Below are 18,912 nucleotides of genomic sequence, written 5' to 3' on the forward strand. Positions count from 1 at the left end.
GACCGGGTGAGGTACGCCGACCCGGCGTACCCGCTCCGGGCGGTGTGCCGCCGCCCGCGACCCGGGAGCTGCCGATGCGGATCCGGCCGCGTACGCGCGCCGTCGGGCGGGGCCCGCGCCGGGCCCTGCCGGCCTGCGTCGCGCTCGTCCTGCTGAGCGTGCTCGCCGCCTGCCGGCCGGACCTGGCCGCGCCCGGTGCCCCGACCGCCTGGCCAGCGGCGTCGGCGGGCCGGTGGCAGTGGCAGTGGCAGCTCAGCGGCGTGCTGGACCTCACCGTCGACGCCGACGTCTTCCTGCTCGACCCGGTCGCCACGACCGCCGCGCAGACCGCCGAGCTGCGCTCCCGGGACCGCCGGCTGGTCTGCCAGGTGCACGTCGGTTCCGTCCTGCCGACCGACCCGGACGCGGACCGCCTCCCGGCCGCCGTACGGGGTGCCGCGTCCCGGCGGCCGCAGGGCCGCTGGCTCGACGTACGGCAGTGGGACGCCCTGCGGCCGGTGCTGGCCGACCGGTTCCGGCTCTGCCGGGGCAAGGGCTTCGGGGCGGTCGCCCTGGCCGACGCCGACGGGTACGCGCACCGGTCCGGCTTCCCGCTCGACTTCGACGACCAACTGCGATTCAACCGCCGGCTGGCCGAGCTGGCCCGCTCGCTGAGCCTCTCCCCCGGCCTGATCAACGACCTGGGGCAGGTGGCCGCCCTGGCCCCGGACTTCGACTTCGCCGTCAACGAGGAGTGCGTGCGGCTGGACCAGTGCGCCCGGCTGCTGCCGTTCGTCGAGGCGGGCAAGCCGGTGTTCCACGTGGAGTACGCCGGCTCGACGACGGACTTCTGCGTCACCACGCTGGGCTACGGCCTCTCCTCGATCCGCAAGGAACGCCGGCTCGACGCGTGGCGGCTCCCCTGCGCGGCGCCCTGAACACGGACACCTTCCCGCGGGCCGGGCGGACGCGCCGCCCGTGCCCCGGAACCCGCGCGGGGTCAGCCCCGCAGGGCCGCCCGGGGGCGGGGCTGGCAGCGCGGGCAGCTGTACGACGAACGGTTCATGAACGCCTCGCGGCGCACCGGTGCGCCGCACCGGTGGCACGGCAGCCCCTCCAGGCCGTAGACGTTCAGGGCCCGGTCGAAGTAGCCGCTCTCCCCGTTCACGTTGACGTAGAGGGCGTCGAAGCTGGTGCCGCCGGACTTGATCGCCTCGCCGAGGACGTCCCGGACGTGGCCCAGCAGCCGCAGCGCGGCCGGACCGGTCAGCGCGTCGGTGGGGCGGGCGCCGTGCAGCCTCGCCCGCCACAGCGCCTCGTCGGCGTAGATGTTGCCCACGCCGGAGATCAGCGTCTGGTCCAGCAGCGCCCGCTTGACCTCCGTACGCCGCCGGCGCAACGCGGCGGCGAACGCCGCGTCGGAGAACTGCGGGTCCATCGGGTCCCGCGCGATGTGCGCGATCTCCGCCGGCAACTCGGCGCCCCCCGCGGAGACCGACAGGCCGCCGAACGTGCGCTGGTCGACGAAGCGCAGCTCGGGACCGTCGTCGGAGAACCGGAACCGGACCCGCAGGTGCGTCTCGTCGGGGGCGTCGGCCGGCTGCACCAGCAGCTGACCCGACATGCCCAGGTGCCCGATCACGGCGTCGCCGCTGTCCAGCGGCAGCCACAGGTACTTGCCGCGGCGGCGCACGTCCAGCACCGTCCGGTCGGCCAGCACGTCGGCGAAGTGCCCGCCGCCGGGGGTGTGCCGGCGTACCGCGCGGGGGTGGCGCACCTCGACGGAGGAGATCCGCCGGCCGGTGACCCACCGGGCCAGCCCCTGCCGGACGGTCTCGACCTCCGGCAGCTCAGGCACGGCCCAGGCCCGCCTCGGCGGTCTGCACCGTCCCGTCCCCGGGCGCCGGGCCCTCCGGCCCGACCGGCTCCCGCTCCGCCTGCTCGGTGAGCGTCCGCCAGGCCGCCTCGGCGGCCCGCTGCTCGGCCTCCTTCTTGCTGCGCCCGTCGGCCCCGCCGTAGCGGTTGCCGGCGACGACCACCCAGGCGGTGAAGGTCTTGAGGTGGTCCGGGCCGGTGCCCTCGATGCGGTACTCGGGGACGCCGAGCCCGAGCGCCGCCGTCAGCTCCTGGAGGCTGGTCTTCCAGTCCAGGGCCGCACCCCGGCCGGCCGACTCGGCCATCAGCGGGTCGAAGAGCCGGTGGATGACGATGGCAGCGGTGTCCAGCCCGTACTGGAGGTAGATCGCGCCGAGCAGCGCCTCCAGGGTGTCGGCGAGGATGCTCGCCTTGTCCCGGCCACCGGTGGTCTCCTCCCCCTTGCCGAGCAGCAGGTAGGCGCCGAGCCCGTCCGGGCCGAGGCCCCGCGCCACGTCGGCGAGGGCCCGCATGTTGACGACGCTGGCCCGCAACTTGGCCAGCTGCCCCTCGGGCAGGTCGGGATGGTTGTGGAACAGCGCGGTGGTGATCACCACGCCGAGCACCGAGTCGCCCAGGAACTCCAACCGCTCGTTCGTGGGCAGGCCGCCGTTCTCGTACGCGTACGAGCGGTGGGTCAGCGCGCGCTGGAGCAGCTCCGGATCCAGGCTGACGCCGAACGCGGCTTCCAGGTGACCGACGGACGCCCGCCGCCGCTTGTCGTTGCTCATGATGTGGGTACCTCGGTGTCGGTGGAGCGGTCGGTGCGTTCCGCGCGGTCGCCCGCCTCGGCGCCGTCGAGCAGCGCGCGGACGTGGTCGGTGGCGCGCCGTCGCCAGAGATGGGCGGCCAGCGCGATGCCCGCGGCGACGTCCTCGGCGCGGGCGGCGCCGTGGCAGACGACGACCGTCCCGGCGACCCCGAGCAGGGCCGCCGCGCGCGGGGCGCCGCCGCCGGACGGGGGCCCGCCGGCCATCGCGTACGCGCCCTCGATCGCCTTGAGCAGCACGTTACCGGTGAACCCGTCGGTGACCACCACATCGGCGCGCGTGCCGAGGGAGACGTCGTACCCCTCGACGAGGCCGACGTAGCGCCCGTCGCAGGGCAGCGACGCGGCGGCGAGGACGGGATCGGCGAGCCGGCGGGCGCGGTCGCCCTTGCCCGCCTCGGTGCCCACCGACAACAGCCCCACCCGGGGCGCGACGACGGCGTGCGCCACCGCCGCGTAGGCGGCGCCGAGCACGGCGTGGCGGGCCAGGGTGGCCGGGCGCGGCTCCAGCGAGCCGCCGACGTCCAGCAGGACCACCGGGCCGGCGACGGCCGGCAGGGTGGCGATCAGCGCCGGACGGCGCACGTCCGGCCAGCGGCCGAGGCCGAGCGCGACGGCGGTGACGGTGGCGCCGGTGGACCCGGCGGAGACGAGCGCGTCGGCGACGCCGTCGCGGACGGCGTGCACCGCCGCGCGGACGGTGCTGTCGGCACGGGCGGCCACGGGATGGTCGGCCATGCCGACGACGGCGCGGACCGGCCGCACGGTGACCCGGGCACGCTGCGCCGGGTCGAGGGCACGGATCACCTCGCCGGCGGCCTCGGCCGGGCCGACGAGCAACAGATGCAGGTCCGGGTCGGCGCGCACGGCCCGCAGAGCGCCGTCAACCACGACGGCGGGAGCGTCGTCCCCGCCGAGGAGGTCAACGGCGATCCGCGCGGTGCCCGGCTCCATCGGAACGCCGGCCGGAACAGGCCGGCCGGCGTCGGAGGGAGCCGGGGCACCGGACGATTGCCAGGGTGCGCGCGCCGCCCGACCAGGGGTCGGGGGCGTCACTCGGCGTCCAGGTCAGACCTCGAGGACCTGGCGGCCGTTGTAGGTGCCGCAGACGGAGCAGGCGGCGTGGGGCAGCTTCGCCGACTTGCACTGGGGGCAGGCCACGGTCGCGACCACGGTCGCCTTCCAGTTCGCCCGGCGGGCGCGGGTGTTGCTGCGCGACATCTTGCGCTTGGGGACGGCCACGGTTCCTACTCCTCTTTACGGTTCAGTTGCGACAGGCCCGCCCAACGCGGGTCGATCTGCTCGTGACTGTGGTCGGCCGGCAGATCGTCCAAGTGCACCCCGCATTCGGGGCACAGGCCTGGGCAGTCCTCCCGGCAGAGCGGGTTGGTCGGCAGCGTGAGCACCACCGCGTCCCGCAGCGCCGGCTCCAGGTCGATCAGATCGCCCTGCATCCGGCCCACCTCGTCCTCGTCGGTCGTGGTGTCCGTGGTGCTGTTCTCGTACGCGTACAGCTCCTGGATCCGCACAACCAGCGAGTCGTCGATCTCGCGAAGGCAGCGACCGCACTCGCCCCGGACGCGACCGCTGACGGTCCCGGAGACGAGCACGCCCTCGGACACCGACTCCAACCTCAGGTCGAGGTCGAGGTCCGCGCCCTCCGGCACGGCGATCATCTCGCCGCCGAGGTCCGCCGGTGCCGGCACCACCCGCTTTTCCGTACGCAACGCACCAGGCCGGCGCGGCAGCTCCCTCGTGTCGAGGACCAGCGGCGACCTGGGGTTGAGTGTCGAAGGCGTGTGTTTGGGCATAGTCAGACTCCGGCCGGTGAGAGGCCGACAAAAAAGGTTACCTGGGCGACCGCCGGACCGTCGAACCGGGGGCGGCGCCCGCCCCATCTGCCGGCTGGTGAGGTGCCGCTCAGAAGGGTAGCGGGCGGTCCGCCTCCTCCCCACCGAAGGTGCCGATCTCGCGCAGCGCGTGCATCTTGTCCCGCCCGCGCTCTATCGAGGCCAGCGCCCGGGTGAGGAACTGCTCGAAGTTGGCCAGCGCGGTGTCGACGTAGTCGTCGACCTCCTCGCGCAGGCGCTGCGCCTCGGCGCGGGCCTCCGCGATGATCCGCGCGCCCTCGTGCTCGGCGGAGACCGTGATCTCGTTCACCGAAACCAGCCGGGCGTGTTCCGCCTCACCCTCGCTGATGATCCGGTCGGCCTCGCGCTTGCCGGCCTCCATGATCTTGTCCCGCTCGTCCAGCAGCGCGGCGGCCCGACGCAGGTCGGCGGGGAGTTCGGCGCGCAGCTCATCGAGGATCGCGATGAACTCACCCCGGTCGACCATGCAGTTGTTGCGCGACATCGGGACGGAGCGCGCCTGCTCCACCATGGCGATCAGTTCGTCGATGCGATCGAGCGGGTCCACCGGTACCTCACTCCTGTCGTTCGTCGGGCCGACCTACATGATGCGGGCTACGGCCGGTTTCCCGCTGCACACATCATGTCGCGCCCCGACCACAGCGCACCGCTCACCCCGGCCCGGCGCGTCGCGGTGCGCCAAGCGCCGTCCCCGCCGGGGCACGGCGCCGGCGGGGACGGCGGCCCGGGCGGTCAGTCGCGCGACGGCGGGACGAGCCGGGCGCTCAACTCCTCGCGGACCCGGTCGGGCACGTGGGCGGAGATGTCGCCGCCCCACTTCGCCACGTCCTTGACCAGGCTGGAGGAGAGGAACGAGTAGAGCGGATTGGTCGGCATGAACAGCGTCTCGACGCCGGCCAGGCCGATGTTCATCTGCGCCATCTGCAACTCGTAGTCGAAGTCGCTGACCGCCCGCAGGCCCTTGATCAGGACGCTCGCCTGCTGCGCCCGACAGAAGTCGACAAGCAGGCCGCGGAACGACTCGACCCGGACGTTGTCGTAGGAGGCGGTCACCTCGCGGAGCATGTCGATCCGCTCCTCGACGGTGAACAGGCCGCTCTTCGACTGGTTGACCAGCACGCCCACGATCACCTCGTCGAACAGCCGGCTCGCCCGGCCGACGATGTCGAGGTGCCCGTTGGTGACCGGATCGAACGAGCCGGGACACACCGCACGTCTCATGATCGGCGACCGTACCAAAGGGTCGTCTCGCCGTAGCGCCGGCTGCGCTCGCCGGTGATGCCCTGCACCCACCCGACGGGGCCCGTGCGGCTGGACCGCTCCACCACCACCAGGGCGTCCGGGGCCAGCCAGCCGCCGTCGACCAGCGCGACGAGCATCGCCGTGATCTCCGCGTCCGGCACCGCGTAGGGCGGGTCGGCGAAGACCACGTCGTACGGGTCGCCGTCCGGGCCGGCCGCCAGCACGGTGGCGACCTTGCCGGTGACCAGCCGGGCGGCCGGCGCGGCGCGCAACGTGGCCACGTTCTCCCGGACCACCCGGGCCGCCCGGGGGTCGGACTCCACCAGCAGCACGTGCGCGGCCCCCCGGGAGAGTGCCTCCAGACCGACCGCCCCGGAGCCGGCGTAGAGGTCGGCGAAGCGGACGCCGGCCAGGTCGACCTCGGCCTGCACGGCGCTGAACAGCGCCTCGCGCACCCGGTCCGACGTCGGCCGGGTGCCCGCGCCGGGCGGCGCGGCGATCCGCCGCCCACCAAGGGTTCCGGCCACGATCCGGGTCACCGTCGCTCCCTGCCCATGCCCCGACGCTACGCGACCGCCCGGGCGGTGGACGAAGCACCCGAGGCGACGGGCGGACCCTCCACGACCTGTCGGCCCCGCCGACCCGCGCCGGGGGCGCGTCCGCCACCCGGTCGGCGTCCGCGCACGGTCAACGCGCCTCGGCGGGACCGAGCACCGACGTGACCGTGACCGGGTCGACCTCGGCCTGGTTGGACAGCAGCACGAGCCGCTGGTCCGAGTCGGGCAGCCAGGCCGCGAACGCCTTGTAGCCGCCGTTGTCCCCCGAGTGGTGCAGCGCCCGCCTGCCGGCCAGCGGGCCGACGAAGAACCCGTAGCCGTACGCCTCCCCGGGCCGGCCGGTCGGCGCGTGTGCAGCGGTCATCGCCGTCACCGAGGCCGGGGCGAGCAGCCGGCCCCGGCGCGGCACGTCGAGCCAGGTGAGCAGATCCGTCCCGGTGCACCAGACGTCACCCGCGCCCATGCTCACGGTCGCCAGGTCCCAGGACGGCACCGGACGGCCGCCCTCGTGTCCGACCGCCACGTCCGGCCGTCCGTCGCCCGCCCCGGCGAAGCTGCCCGTCATGCCCAGCGGCGCGAAGACCTCCTCGGCGAGGAACTCGGCGTACGGCCGGTCGGCCACGCGCTCGACGGCCCGGGCCACCAGCACGTAGCCGGGGCTGCTGTAGTGCCACCCGGCTCCGGGCCGGAACAGCGGCGGCACCGCGGCGAACGAGCCGAGCAGGTCGTCCGGTTCGGCCGGGTCGACGAGATCGACCGCCGGGTACTGCTCCCAGTGGCCCAGGCCCGAGGTGTGGGTGAGCAGGTGGTGCAGCGTGATGCCGGACCATTCCGGCGGCGGGCCGGGCAGCCAGCGCACCACCGGATCGGACAGGCTCAGCGCACCCCGCTCGGCGAGCAGCAACACCGCCGCGGCGGCCATCTGCTTGCTGATCGAGGCGATCTGGAACCGGGTCCCGGCAGCGCAGTGGACACCGGTGCTCCGATCGGCCACCCCGGCGACCTGTTCCGTCAGGATCTCGTCGCCCCGGGCCAGCAGGAGCACGCCACTGTCTAAAGAGGATGCGGACATCCTTCGGAGCCTAGATCAGCCCTTCTCCAGGTATTCGGCGCGTTCCTCGTCGACCAGGGCCGCCACCGACGCGGCCAGCGCCGGATGCCGGGCCAGCTCCGGATCCTCCTCGACCAGGGCGATCGCCTCGGCCCGCGCGTCGCGGATCAGGTCGGCGTCGCGCAGCAGCGAGAGCAGCCGCAGGTGCGAGCGGCGCCCCGACTGGGTGGCGCCCAGCACGTCGCCCTCCCGGCGCTGCTCCAGATCCAGCTCGGCGAGCTTGAACCCGTCGGTGGTGGAGGCCACCGCGTCGAGCCGCTCCCGCGCGGGCGTGCCCTCCAGCGCCTCGCTGACCAGCAGGCAGAGCCCCGCGGCGGAGCCCCGGCCGACCCGGCCGCGCAGCTGGTGCAGCTGGGAGACGCCGAACCGGTCGGCGTCGAGCACGATCATCACGGTCGCGTTCGGCACGTTGACGCCCACCTCGACCACGGTCGTGGCGACCAGCACGTCGAGGTCGCCGGCCGCGAAGGAGCGCATCACCGCGTCCTTCTCGTCGGCCGGCAGCCGGCCGTGCAGCACGCCGATGCGCAGGCCGTGCAGCGGCCCCTCGGCGAGCAGCGGCGCCACCTCGGTGACCGCCATCGGCGGCCGCCGCCCGTTGTCGTCCTCCGGCGGCGGCTCCTCCTCGCTCGCCGGCCCCTCCCCGATGCGCGGGCAGACGACGTACGCCTGGTGCCCGGCGGCCACCTCCTCGCGCACCCGGCGCCAGGCCCGGTCCAGGAAGGCCGGCTTCTCGGCGACCGGCACCACGTGCGAGGCGATCGGCGAGCGACCCTGCGGCAGCTGGGAGAGCGTGGAGGTCTCCAGGTCGCCGTAGACGGTCATCGCCACCGTGCGCGGGATCGGGGTGGCCGTCATCACCAGCACGTGCGGCGGCTGCTCGGCCTTGGCGCGCAGCGCGTCGCGCTGCTCGACGCCGAAGCGGTGCTGCTCGTCGACCACCACCAGGCCGAGGTCGGCGAAGTCGACGCCCTCGTAGAGCAGGGCGTGGGTGCCGAGCACGATGCCGGCGGCGCCGCTGGCGACCTCGGCCAGCGCCCGCCGTCGGGCCGCCGCGCCCAGCGAGCCGGTGACCAGCTCGACCCGGGTGGCGTCGTCGGCCGCGCCCAGCTCGCCGGCCCGTCCGAGCGGCCCCAGCAGGTCGAGGATGCCCCGGTGGTGCTGCGCGGCGAGCACCTCGGTCGGGGCCAGCAGCGCGGCCTGCCCGCCCGCGTCGACCACCTGGAGCATCGCGCGCAGCGCGACCACCGTCTTGCCGGAGCCGACCTCGCCCTGGAGCAGCCGGTGCATCGGGTGGGCCGTGGCCAGGTCCGCCGCGATCTCCACGCCCACGTCGTGCTGGCCGGGCGTCAGCTCGTAGGGCAGCCGGGCGTCGAAGGCGTCGAGCAGGCCGCCGGGCTTCGCCGGGCGGGGCCGGGCCGGTGAGGCGGCGGCGCGGTGCTTGCGCTGCACCAGGGTGAGCTGCACGGCGAAGGCCTCGTCCCACTTGAGCCGGTGCCGGGCCCGGTAGAGCGCCTCCTTGCTGGTCGGCCGGTGGATCTCGCGCAGCGCCGTGTCGATGCCGCCCAGGTTGCGGCTCGCCCGCAGGGTCGCCGGCAGCGGATCGTCCGGCGCGGTGAACGTGTCCAGCACCACCCGGACGCACCGGGCGATCACCCACGTGGGCACCGCCGCGGCGGCCGGGTAGACCGGGATCAGCGCGCCCGCGAACTCCTCGATCTCCTCGTTGGCCGCCGCCTCGCCGTCGCCGCCCTCCCCGAGCAGGACGTACTCCGGGCCGTTGAGCTGCCGCTTGCCCCGGAACTCGGTGACCTTGCCGGCGAAGAGCCCCCACCGGCCGGGGCGCAGCTCGCGCTCGCGCCAGGCCTGGTTGCCGAAGAAGGTCAGGGTCAGGGTGCCGCCCGAGCCGTCGCCGACCGTCACCTCCAGCAGGTTGCCCCGGCGCTGGCGCATCGGGCGTACGGCGGTGCGCTGCACCTGGGCCAGCACGGTGGCCTGCTCGCCGACGTCGAGCGACCGGATGTCGGTGTGCTCGCCGCGCTCGTCGTAGCGGCGCGGGAAGTGGTAGACCAGGTCACCGGCAGTGTGCAGGTCGAGGTGCCCGGCGAGAGCCTTCGCGGTCTTCTCGCCGACCAGCTTCTTCAGCGGCGTGTCCATCGTGGCCGGCTCGGACGTCATTCGACCCCCACCAGGAGCGGATAGTGCGGCTGCCCGCCCGGGTACGTCTGCACCTCGACGAACGGCCAGCGCCGCCCGACGTGCTCGCGGACCGCGTCGGCCAGCCCGTCGGGAGCGTCCGCCCCCGAGAGCAGGGTCACCAGCTCACCGCCGCCGCCGAGCATCCGGTCGACCACGGCGGCGCAGGTGTCGGTCAGGTCGGACCCGATCAGGTGCACCTCCCCCTCGACCAGCGCCAGCACGTCGCCGGGACGGCAGGGGCCGGCGACGGTCAGCGCCTCGCGGCGGGCGTAACAGACCTCGGCGTAGCGGCACGCGCCGGCCGCCTCGGCCATCGCGATCACGTCGTCGGCGAAGCGCCGCCCCGGGTCGCGTACGGCGAGGGCGGCCAGCGCCTGCACCGGTGAACGGGTCGGCACCACGCTGACCTTGACGCCGAGCCCGTGCGCCTCCCGGGCGGCGGCGTTCGCCACCGCCTGCGTGTCGGGGTCGTTGGGCAGCACCACCACGCGGGCCGCCCCGGTGGCGCGGATCGCGTCCAGCAGCTCGCCGATCGACGGGTTGCCGGGCACCACCGTCGCGCCCTCCCCGGCGAACAGCTCGGCGATGCCCGCGCCGGCGGCCACCACCACGGCGGCCCGCCCGTCCGCCGCCGCGGGAGGCGACACCGGTGCCCGCTGGTCGGCGAAGCGGGTCACCGAGATGCGGTGCGGCCGGCCGGCCACCACGCCCGCCTCGATCGCCGCGCCCACGTCGTTGACGTGCACGTGCACGTTCCAGGTGCCCGCACCGGCGTTCCCGTCGCCGACGACCACCAGCGAGTCGCCGAGGGCCGCCAGCTCGTCCCGCAGCCGGGCCACCGCCTCCGGCGCGGCGTCGAGCAGGTACTGCACCTCGTACGCGTAATCCTCGGAACCGGTCTCGCGCACGGCGGTGGCCGGCGGGCGGACCGGGCGCGGCGCGGGCGCGGGACGCTCGGGGCTCTCGCCGGTCACGACCTCGACCAGGGCGTCGAGCAGCAGGCACAGGCCCTGGCCGCCGGCGTCCACCACGCCGGCCCGGGCCAGCGCCGGAAGCTGCTCGGGGGTGCGCGCCAACGCGTGCGCCGCCCCGCCCGCCGCCGCCCGGACGACCGCCCGCAGGTCGTCGCTGTCGGCCCGCTCGGCGGCGTGCGCCGCCGCGGCGACGACGCTGAGCAGCGTGCCCTCGACCGGGCGGGCGACCGCGGCGTAGGCGGCGGCGGTGCCGTCGCGCAGGGCGGCGGCCAGCTCGCGCCCCCGCACGGCGGGCGCGGCGGCGACGGCGTCGGCGAAGCCGCGCAGGATCTGCGACAGGATCACCCCCGAGTTGCCCCGCGCGCCCAGCAGCGCGCCCCGGGCCATCAGCCGCAACGCGTGCCCGTGCGCGGTGGGCCCGTCCTCCGGGAGGGTGCCGAGGTCCATCGCGAGCGCCTGCTGGGCCGAGGTGAGGGTGAGCACCATGTTGGTGCCGGTGTCGCCGTCGGGCACCGGGTAGACGTTCAGGTCGTCGATCTCGCCCTGGTGGCGCTTGAGCGCGACCAGCCCGCCCGCGCACCAACGGCGGACCGCGGCGGCGTCGAGGGTGTCCAGCACGGCGAGAAGCCTACTGGCGCGCACCGACACGCGCCGGGGTCGACGCGACTCCCACGGCGTGTCCGGCAGCCGCGCGGCACCCACTATCCTCGTGGCGTGTCCCCCGGTGCGGCGGTGCCGCGGGGGCGGGTGCGGGCCGGGCGACCGGGACCGCGTCGCGCGGTCACGCCCCCCACCCTGGGCCGGCGTCCGGGGCCGGTTGGTCGGGCCCCGGGTCATCGGGTAACCTGGCCAGGTTGCCCGGGCTGCGCCTGGCGGCGACCTCATGAACGTTTCAATCCCAGGAGTATCCCGTGGCTAGCGTGTGCGACGTCTGTGGCAAGGGACCGGGCTTCGGCCACAACGTGTCCCACTCGCACCGGCGGACCAACCGCCGCTGGAACCCGAACATCCAGTCGGTGCGTACCCCGGCCGGTGGCGGCAACACCAAGAAGTTGAAGGTCTGCACCTCCTGCATCAAGGCGGGCAAGGTCACCCGCGCCTGACGCGGTAGGCCCCAGCTTCACACACTCGTCATTGCCGGCGGGCCCTTGCGGTCCGCCGGCTCTGTCGTGTCCGGCGACTCCCCACCTCCGATGCCCGTCCGCGCATGGGGCGCGCCGGCGCCGGGGGCCCGGACGACCCCCGGCGCGAGACGGCTCAGGGCACGCGTGAGAAGGCTCAGGGCACGCGCGAGACGGGTCAGAGCGTGCGGGCGAAGGAGATGCAGCCCGGGGCGTCGCGGTAGAAGCCGAAGTTCGGGATGCGCTCGTAGCCGGCCGCCGTGTACATGGCGATGGCCTCCGGCTGCTTGTCGCCGCACTCCAGGACGATCCGCTTGCGGCCGTGCTCCCGCGCGGAGCGCTCCACCGCCGCCAGCACCGCCCGGGCCACGCCCCGGCCCCGGGCCGTCGGCGCGGTGTACATCCGCTTCAGCTCGGCGGTGTCGCCCTCGTCACCGTGGCTACGCCAGCCGCCGCAGCCGACCGGCTCGCCGCCGAGATGGGCGACGAGGAAGGCGCCGGCGGGCGGCGCGAACTCGCCCGGGTCGACCGGGGTCTCGTCGCCGCTGCCGCCGTACCGGGCACCCAGGTCGGCCAGCGCGGCGCGGATCAGCCGCTGCGCCACCGGCGAGTCGAAGCGCTCGGCCCGAATCTCGATCTCACTCACGGAGTAAAGGGTACGACGCCGATTGGCCCTTACCGAAAGTGGTCCCAGCCAGCGGGTCCGTCGTACGGCCGCCCGTCGACCGTGACACCCGAGCCCTCCGTCACCCGCCCGATCGGCCGCCAGTCGACCGGCAGCGCCACCGCCGACGGAAAGGTCGCGGCCAGCGCGTGGTCCTCGCCCCCGGCGAGCAGCCAGGAGTACGGGTCGACGCCGAGCGCCTGGGCGGCGTCGCGCATCTGCCGGGGCACCTCGAAGGCGTCCCGGCGCACGTCCACGGCGACCCCGCTCGCCTTCGCCACGTGCCCGACGTCGGCCAGCAGCCCGTCCGACACGTCGATCATGGAGGTGGCGCCGAGCCGGGCGGCGTGCGGCCCGGCCGCGTAGGGCACCTCGGGCCGCCGGCAGGCCTCCACCAGCAGCCGGGGCGTACGGAATCCCCGGGAGAGCACGGTCAGCCCCGCCGCCGCGTACCCGATGCGGCCGGCCAGGGCCAGCACGTCACCGGGCCGCGCGCCGGAGCGCGTCACCGGCGGCCGGCCGCCCAGGTCGCCGAGGGCCGTGACCGCGATGGTCAACGTCGGGCTGCCCGACATGTCCCCGCCCACCACGCTCGCGCCGACCTTCGCCGCCTCGGCGGCCAGCCCGTCGGCGAGTTCCTCGGCCCACCCGGGATCCAGCTCGGGCGGCATGCAGAGCGCCACCAGCAGCGCGGTCGGCTGCGCTCCCATCGCGGCGATGTCGGCCAGGTTCGCCGCCGCCGCCCGGTGGCCGACGTCACGCGCACTGGACCAGTCCCGCCGGAAGTGCCGCCCCTCCACCAGCACGTCGGTCGAGGCCGCGACCCGGCCGTCCGGGGCGGCCACCACCGCCGCGTCGTCCCCCGGACCCAGCAGTACCGTCGATCCGTACGACAACCGGGCGGTCACCCGGTCGATCAGGCCGAACTCGCCGATCCCCGCGACGCTCATGCCGCTCCTCCGCCGTGCTGCTCGCTCACCGCTTCTCCTTGACCACCGATAGGGATCAGACCTGGTCCGTAAGGTACTTTCTCCCTTCGGGCCGCTCCAGGGCGGCGACGGACGGAGGTCGAGTCGTGGTACAGGCGTACATCCTCATCCAGACCGAGGTCGGCCGGGCGCGTGACGTGGCCGGTCTCATCTCGGACCTTGCCGGCGTGGTACGCGTCGACGCCGTCACCGGGCCGTACGACGTGGTCGTGCTCACCGAGGCGAACACCGTCGACGAGCTCGGCAAACTCATCGTCAGCAAGGTGCAGATGGTGCCCGGCATCACCCGCACCCTCACGTGTTCGGTGGTGCGCCTGTAAGTGGACAAGATCACTGACTCCCCCGTGACCGATTCCGCCCAGCCGGACGAGGTGGCCCCCGACCGGCCGACCCGCGACCGCACCACGCGCGGCGCGGCGCTGATCGCCACGCTGATCGCGCTGCCGGTCACCGTGCTGGTGGGCGCGTTCGCGTTCGCCCAACTCTCCCCCGACGAGCGGGCCGAGCCGGCCGCCACGCCGAGCGCGACCGCCACGAGCGCCGGACCGCGCTCCACCGCCCCGGTCGAGATGGCCGCGCCGGCGCTGGCCGAACGGCCCGCCACGGTCTGCCGCGCCCTGCTCTCCCAGTTGCCGCCCACGGTCAACGACCTCGCCCAGCGCCCGGTCACGGCCGGCCCGGAACAGAACGCCGCGTACGGCGACCCGGCGGTCACCGTCGCCTGCGGCGGGGCCAAGCCGGCCGTCGACGACACCGACCACGTCTGGACGGTCAACCGGGTCTGCTGGCATGCCAGCGAGGAACGCGACGCCACCGTGCTCACCACCATGGACCGGGAGACCGCCGTCACGGTCCGCGTGCCGCACTTCTACGGGCAGGGGTTGCAGTGGGTCGCCCCCGTCTCGGACACGATCGTGGCCTCGGTGCCCTCCGTCGCCGACACCCCCAGCGGCTGCCGGACCTGACACCGCTCCGCCCCCGCACGCCCCGCCCCGGCCCGCCTCACGCGGGCGGGCGGGCGGGCGGACGGGCGGACGGGCGGGCAACGGTTAGGAAGGGCACCTTCCTATGCACCAAGCGTTAGGAAGGTGCCCTTCCTTACACCTCAGTGCAGGCCGACGCCGCGGTGCAGGGCGGTGCGGATGAGGCGGTTGACCAGCTTCGGGTACTCCAGCCCGGACGCCGCCCACATGCGCGGGAACATCGACGTCGGGGTGAAGCCCGGCATGGTGTTGATCTCGTTGAGGTAGACGTCCAGCTCCGGGGTGACGAAGAAGTCGACCCGCGCCAGGCCCGCGCAGTCGAGCGCGGTGAAGGCGCGGGTGGCGTACTCCCGGACCTGGCGGGTCACCCGCTCCGGCAGGCCGGCGGGGATGTCGTACTCGCAGGCGGACTCGGAGTCGATGTACTTCGCCTCGAAGTCGTAGAAGTCGTAGTCCCCGACCACCCGGACCTCGGCCAGCACGGACGCCTCCGGCGCGCCGCCGGCCTCGCCCTCCAGCACGCCGCACTCGATCTCGCGCCCGACGACCGCACCCTCGACGAGCACCTTCGGGTCGATCTGCCGGGCGGTGGCGACCGCCGCGTCGAGGTCGGCCCAGTCGTCGACCTTGCTGATGCCGAACGACGAGCCGGCCCGGGACGGCTTCACGAAGACCGGCAGGCCGAGCCGCTCCTTGTCCGCCTCGCTCAGCGTCATCCCGTTGCGCAGCACCGCGTACGGGCCCACCGGGATGCCCTCGACGGCGCAGAGCTTCTTGGTGAACTCCTTGTCCATGGCGGCGGCGGAGGCGAAGACGTTCGCCCCGACGTACGGGATGCCGGCCATCTCCAGCATGCCCTGGATGGTGCCGTCCTCGCCGTACGCGCCGTGCAGCACCGGGAAGACCACGTCGACGTCGGCGAGCGCCCGGGGACCCTCGGTCGGGTCGAGCACCATCAGTCCGTTGCCGGTCGGGTCGGCGCGCAGCACGATGTCGGTGCCGGACTCGGCGGTGATCTCCGGCAGGCGGCGCGCGTTGATCGCCAACTGACCGGGGTCGCCGCTGGTCAGCACCCACTGGCCGGCCCGGGTGATGCCCACGGGCACCACCTCGAACTCGTCCGGGTCGAGGGCGCCGAGGACGCTGCCGGCGCTGACGCAGGAGATGCCGTGCTCCGGGCTGCGGCCGCCGAACACGATCGCCACGCGGGTCCTGCCTGGGGTGGTCACTGCGTCACCTCTTCGTACGCGACTGCTCCGGTCGTGGCGCTCACCCGGTTGACCTTACTGTGCGTGGCGGGCACCGGCTGCCGATACCCGGGGACAGCCGGACCGCCGCAGCAACCGGTCAGCAGAGGATATACGTTCCGTAACCGGCCGTACGGGACGGTGACGGCACCGGGCGCCCACTACGCTGCACGTCCTATGAGCGCTGATCCCCTCATCGAGTCCCTGACGGCGGCCCTGGACGCCCGCCCCGACGACCTGCCGCTGCGCCTGCACCTCGCCGCGCTGCTGCTGGACGCCGGCCGGGCCGGGGAGGCGATCGCGCAGGTCGGGCAGGCCCTCGCCCGGGATCCGGGCAACGGCCAGGCGCAGGCGCTGATGCAGCGGGCGCTGGGCGGCTCCGTACCCCCGCCGCCGACGCCGCCCCCGGCGGACCCGCGACCGCCGGCGCAGCGCCCGGCACCGGCCGGGCCCGGGGGTTCCGCCGCGACCGCAGACCAGGATCCCCTCGCCGCCTACGAGCAGGAACTGGCCGACGTGGTGCCGCCGCGGTTCGCCCGCGCCGGCGACGAGCCGGAGCCGGTCGCCGGCCACTCCGACCGGGTGTACGACGTGGAGGCCTCCGGCATCCGGCTGGCCGACGTGGGCGGCATGTCGGCGGTCAAGGAGCGGCTGGAGCTGGCCTTCCTCGGCCCGTTGCGCAACCCGGAGCTGCGCAGGATGTACGGCAAGAGCCTCCGCGGCGGCCTGATGCTCTACGGCCCGCCCGGCTGCGGCAAGACGTTCCTGGCCCGGGCGGTCGCCGGGGAGATGGGCGCGAAGTTCATCTCGTTGTCCATCGTGGACGTGCTGGACATGTGGATGGGCAACTCGGAGCGCAACCTGCACGAGCTGTTCCAGGCGGCCCGCCGCAACGCGCCCTGCGTGCTCTTTTTGGACGAGGTCGACGCGCTGGGGCACAAGCGCTCGCAGGTCGGCTCCAGCTCGATGCGGACGCTGGGCAACCAGCTGCTGGCGGAGTTGGACGGGATGGAGGGCAGCAACGAGGGGGTCTTCGTGCTGGCCGCCACCAACACCCCGTGGGACGTCGACCCGGCGCTGCGCCGTCCCGGGCGGCTCGACCGGGTGGTGCTGGTGCTGCCGCCGGACGCCGAGGCGCGCCGCGCCATCCTGGAGTACCACCTGCGGGAGCGGCCGATCGCGGGGATCGACCTGCGGAAGATCGTGGCGGCCACCGAGGACTACTCGGGCGCCGACCTGGCCCACCTCTGCGAGACGGCCGCCGAGTTCGCGATGGCCGACTCGGTACGCACCGGCGAGGTGCGGATGATCGAGCACCGGGACCTGGAGCGGGCGGTCAAGGAGGTCCGGCCGTCGACGAAGCCGTGGATGGCCACCGCCCGCAACGTGGCGATGTTCGCCAACGAGGGGGGCGTCTACGACGATCTGGTCGCCTACCTGAAGCGGCGCCGGATGCTGTGACGCGGACGGCCCGGCGGGGCGCCGGGCCGCGCCTCCCGCCGGGCCGGGCCTCCTGCCGGGCGGCCCTCCCACCCGGCGGGGCCGTCTCCCACGACCGCACCGCCCTCGGCGGCGTCAGCCGCGCGCGTGCCGCCGGCCGATGGCGATCACCTTGACCCGCTGCCGGCCGGCCCGCACCATGCCCAGCGCCATGAACGCGCCCGCGATCCGGTCCGCCGCCTCGCGGCTGCTCGCCCCGACCACCTGACGGCGGCGCTCGGGGCAGTTGCGTTCGTCGCGTCCGACGCCCTCGGCCGGCCGCACGTCGGTGAGCACCACCAGGAACCGCGTCATCGGTGCCCGCCGGGGCGGTCGGCGCGGGCCTGTCGGGCAGTACGCACGTCGATCCCCTTCCGGCTGACGGGCCACGGGGCGTGGCACGCGGCGATCGGGTACGGGGGAGAAACCCGATCGCCGCGCGCCCCTTCCCCTCCGGTCGCTCACCACCGCCGTCGCCACGACAACCGGCAGTGAGGACGCGATGACAGACTGACATGTCTACAGTCATGAATGCAACTCTCATCGACGTTCTCTCATCTACACGTTCCCGTGAAGATGTGCGACGATCGATGCATGGCTCCGAAGACCGCCCGTGCCCGGCGACTGGGCATCGCGCTGCGCACCCACCGGGAAGCCGCCGGCCTCACGCTGGAGGCGGCGGCGGACGAGATCAGCAGCACCCGTAGCACCCTGTCCCGCTACGAGAACGCGCAGACGCTGGTCAGTCCCGCCACCGTGCGCGCCCTGCTCACCCTCTACGGGGTCGGCGCGGACGAGGTGGCCGCCGCCGTGCAGCTCGCCAAGGACGCGCGCAAGCCCGGCTGGTGGGTGTCGTACTCGCACCTGCTCGACCGGCGCACCATCGACTTCATCGCGCTGGAGGCCGAGGCCACCGGCATCGCCAACTTCGAGCCCTCGGTGGTGCCGGGGCTGTTGCAGACCGCCGACTACATCCGGGGCGTGATGCGCGGCGGCCCGCACACCCTGCGCGACGACGAGGTGGAGCAGCGGGTCCAGTTCCGGCTCGACCGGCAGCAGCGGCTCATCAGTGACCAGCCGCCGATCCTGGACGCCATCATCGACGAGGGCGCGCTGCTGCGGCCCGTCGGCGACCGGTCGGTGATGGAGTCGCAGCTGCACCACCTGGTCAAGATGGGCGAGCTGCCCAACATCACGGTCCAGGTGATCCCGCTCGCCGCCGGCTACCACCGGGGCACCCGGGGCTCGCTGCACATCCTGGAGTTCGCAGACCCGGAGGATCCGATCATCGCCTCGGTCGAGACGGTGGCCGGGCAGATGGTCCTCGACCGGCCGGGCGACCTGCGTACCTGCACCAAGATCATGGAGCACCTGCGGACCGTCGCGCTCAGCCCGGCGGACAGCCGCGACCAGCTCCTCCAACTCCTGAAGGGACGGTAGGACCATGACACCGACGATCAGCGCGGCGCTGGCCGTGGCGCGGTGGCGCAAGAGCAGCCGCAGCGGCGACGAGGGGGCGTGCGTGGAGATGGCGGTGGTCCCGGGCACGGTCGCCGTCCGCGACTCCAAGGACCCGTCCGGCCCCGCGCTGCTCTTCCCGCCGGCCGCCTGGGCCGCCTTCGTCGGGGCGCCGCCCGGACACTGACCCCTCCCTCCGGGGGCGCCGGCGCGCCGCTGACCCGTCGCGCCGGTGCCCCGCCGGCGGCGGTCCCACCGATGGGAGCCGGTGGGGCCGTCGCCCGGCGGGGTCGGCTCCGACGGGCGACGACCGTCCGCACCGGCTCGCGCTGGAGGCGGCGGAGCGCCGTCGCTC

22 protein-coding genes are annotated in these 18,912 nt (G+C 74.5%); 7 read left to right on the forward strand and 15 right to left on the reverse strand.

Going from position 1 to position 18,912, the window contains the following annotated elements; translation table 11 throughout:
- Positions 1-74: 74 nt before the first annotated feature.
- Positions 75-917, forward strand: coding sequence for an endo alpha-1,4 polygalactosaminidase (locus RM555_RS07110; protein WP_311410962.1), 843 nt, complete (start codon positions 75-77; stop codon positions 915-917).
- 62 nt (positions 918-979) lie between these two features.
- Here the strand turns inward: RM555_RS07110 and mutM are convergent, their stop codons facing one another.
- The 11 genes from mutM to RM555_RS07165 form a co-directional block, all read right to left on the reverse strand.
- A complete protein-coding gene (gene mutM / locus RM555_RS07115; protein ID WP_311410963.1) occupies positions 980-1,837 on the reverse strand; it encodes a bifunctional DNA-formamidopyrimidine glycosylase/DNA-(apurinic or apyrimidinic site) lyase in 858 nt (285 codons plus the stop codon).
- Positions 1,830-2,624, reverse strand: coding sequence for a ribonuclease III (gene rnc / locus RM555_RS07120; RefSeq protein ID WP_311410964.1), 795 nt, complete (start codon positions 2,622-2,624; stop codon positions 1,830-1,832). Before rnc ends, mutM begins: the two co-directional genes overlap by 8 nt.
- Positions 2,621-3,616, reverse strand: coding sequence for a phosphate acyltransferase PlsX (locus RM555_RS07125; protein WP_311410965.1), 996 nt, complete (start codon positions 3,614-3,616; stop codon positions 2,621-2,623). The genes rnc and RM555_RS07125 overlap by 4 nt, the downstream gene beginning before the upstream one ends.
- 114 nt (positions 3,617-3,730) lie before the next feature.
- Entirely contained in the window at positions 3,731-3,904 is a 174-nt protein-coding gene (rpmF, locus tag RM555_RS07130) for a 50S ribosomal protein L32 (RefSeq protein WP_018786309.1), read from the reverse strand.
- A gap of 5 nt (positions 3,905-3,909) precedes the next feature.
- Positions 3,910-4,473 carry a YceD family protein gene (locus RM555_RS07135; RefSeq protein ID WP_311410966.1) on the reverse strand — a complete coding sequence of 188 codons (564 nt, stop codon included), beginning with the start codon at positions 4,471-4,473 and terminating at the stop codon, positions 3,910-3,912.
- A gap of 109 nt (positions 4,474-4,582) precedes the next feature.
- Positions 4,583-5,080, reverse strand: coding sequence for an SPFH domain-containing protein (locus RM555_RS07140; RefSeq protein ID WP_132232640.1), 498 nt, complete (start codon positions 5,078-5,080; stop codon positions 4,583-4,585).
- 185 nt (positions 5,081-5,265) lie between these two features.
- Positions 5,266-5,754 carry a pantetheine-phosphate adenylyltransferase gene (coaD, locus tag RM555_RS07145; protein WP_132232638.1) on the reverse strand — a complete coding sequence of 163 codons (489 nt, stop codon included), beginning with the start codon at positions 5,752-5,754 and terminating at the stop codon, positions 5,266-5,268.
- Positions 5,751-6,314 (reverse strand): 16S rRNA (guanine(966)-N(2))-methyltransferase RsmD, encoded by a 564-nt coding sequence (gene rsmD, locus RM555_RS07150; protein WP_311410967.1) that lies wholly within the window; start codon positions 6,312-6,314, stop codon positions 5,751-5,753. Before rsmD ends, coaD begins: the two co-directional genes overlap by 4 nt.
- A 148-nt stretch (positions 6,315-6,462) precedes the next feature.
- Positions 6,463-7,404 (reverse strand): serine hydrolase domain-containing protein, encoded by a 942-nt coding sequence (locus RM555_RS07155; protein WP_311410968.1) that lies wholly within the window; start codon positions 7,402-7,404, stop codon positions 6,463-6,465.
- Positions 7,405-7,419: 15 nt separating this feature from the next.
- A complete protein-coding gene (gene recG / locus RM555_RS07160; RefSeq protein ID WP_311410969.1) occupies positions 7,420-9,621 on the reverse strand; it encodes an ATP-dependent DNA helicase RecG in 2,202 nt (733 codons plus the stop codon).
- Positions 9,618-11,234, reverse strand: coding sequence for a DAK2 domain-containing protein (locus tag RM555_RS07165; protein WP_311410970.1), 1,617 nt, complete (start codon positions 11,232-11,234; stop codon positions 9,618-9,620). Before RM555_RS07165 ends, recG begins: the two co-directional genes overlap by 4 nt.
- A 293-nt stretch (positions 11,235-11,527) precedes the next feature.
- On the opposite strand from RM555_RS07165, the gene rpmB reads away from it, so the two are divergent.
- On the forward strand, positions 11,528-11,719 hold the full coding sequence (gene rpmB / locus RM555_RS07170; protein WP_011905179.1) for a 50S ribosomal protein L28: 192 nt from the start codon (positions 11,528-11,530) through the stop codon (positions 11,717-11,719).
- Positions 11,720-11,915: 196 nt separating this feature from the next.
- Here the strand turns inward: rpmB and RM555_RS07175 are convergent, their stop codons facing one another.
- On the reverse strand, positions 11,916-12,383 hold the full coding sequence (locus RM555_RS07175; protein WP_311410971.1) for a GNAT family N-acetyltransferase: 468 nt from the start codon (positions 12,381-12,383) through the stop codon (positions 11,916-11,918).
- 29 nt (positions 12,384-12,412) lie between these two features.
- Positions 12,413-13,351, reverse strand: coding sequence for a thiamine-phosphate kinase (locus RM555_RS07180; protein WP_311410972.1), 939 nt, complete (start codon positions 13,349-13,351; stop codon positions 12,413-12,415).
- A 125-nt stretch (positions 13,352-13,476) separates the two neighbouring features.
- Between RM555_RS07180 and RM555_RS07185 the strand changes: the two genes are divergently transcribed.
- Together RM555_RS07185 and RM555_RS07190 are read left to right on the forward strand one after the other, a co-directional pair.
- Positions 13,477-13,710 (forward strand): Lrp/AsnC ligand binding domain-containing protein, encoded by a 234-nt coding sequence (locus tag RM555_RS07185; protein WP_089001579.1) that lies wholly within the window; start codon positions 13,477-13,479, stop codon positions 13,708-13,710.
- Positions 13,711-14,355 (forward strand): DUF3515 family protein, encoded by a 645-nt coding sequence (locus RM555_RS07190; protein WP_311410973.1) that lies wholly within the window; start codon positions 13,711-13,713, stop codon positions 14,353-14,355.
- A gap of 140 nt (positions 14,356-14,495) precedes the next feature.
- Here the strand turns inward: RM555_RS07190 and RM555_RS07195 are convergent, their stop codons facing one another.
- Positions 14,496-15,602: a D-alanine--D-alanine ligase family protein gene (locus RM555_RS07195; RefSeq protein ID WP_311410974.1), complete on the reverse strand. Its 1,107-nt coding sequence runs from the start codon at positions 15,600-15,602 to the stop codon at positions 14,496-14,498.
- Between the two features lie 195 nt (positions 15,603-15,797).
- Here RM555_RS07195 and RM555_RS07200 point away from each other — a divergent pair, with 195 nt between their 5' ends.
- Positions 15,798-17,081 (forward strand): ATP-binding protein, encoded by a 1,284-nt coding sequence (locus tag RM555_RS07200; RefSeq protein WP_311410975.1) that lies wholly within the window; start codon positions 15,798-15,800, stop codon positions 17,079-17,081.
- 114 nt (positions 17,082-17,195) lie between these two features.
- Here the strand turns inward: RM555_RS07200 and RM555_RS07205 are convergent, their stop codons facing one another.
- Positions 17,196-17,414, reverse strand: a complete 219-nt coding sequence (locus RM555_RS07205) for a hypothetical protein (RefSeq protein ID WP_311410976.1) — start codon at positions 17,412-17,414, stop codon at positions 17,196-17,198.
- A 279-nt stretch (positions 17,415-17,693) separates the two neighbouring features.
- On the opposite strand from RM555_RS07205, the gene RM555_RS07210 reads away from it, so the two are divergent.
- Together RM555_RS07210 and RM555_RS07215 are read left to right on the forward strand one after the other, a co-directional pair.
- Positions 17,694-18,539 carry a helix-turn-helix domain-containing protein gene (locus RM555_RS07210; protein WP_151455423.1) on the forward strand — a complete coding sequence of 282 codons (846 nt, stop codon included), beginning with the start codon at positions 17,694-17,696 and terminating at the stop codon, positions 18,537-18,539.
- Between the two features lie 4 nt (positions 18,540-18,543).
- Positions 18,544-18,744 carry a DUF397 domain-containing protein gene (locus RM555_RS07215; RefSeq protein WP_121396135.1) on the forward strand — a complete coding sequence of 67 codons (201 nt, stop codon included), beginning with the start codon at positions 18,544-18,546 and terminating at the stop codon, positions 18,742-18,744.
- Positions 18,745-18,912: the final 168 nt, after the last annotated feature.

It is taken from the genome of Micromonospora reichwaldensis, assembly GCF_031845925.1.
Classification (GTDB): domain Bacteria; phylum Actinomycetota; class Actinomycetes; order Mycobacteriales; family Micromonosporaceae; genus Micromonospora; species Micromonospora reichwaldensis.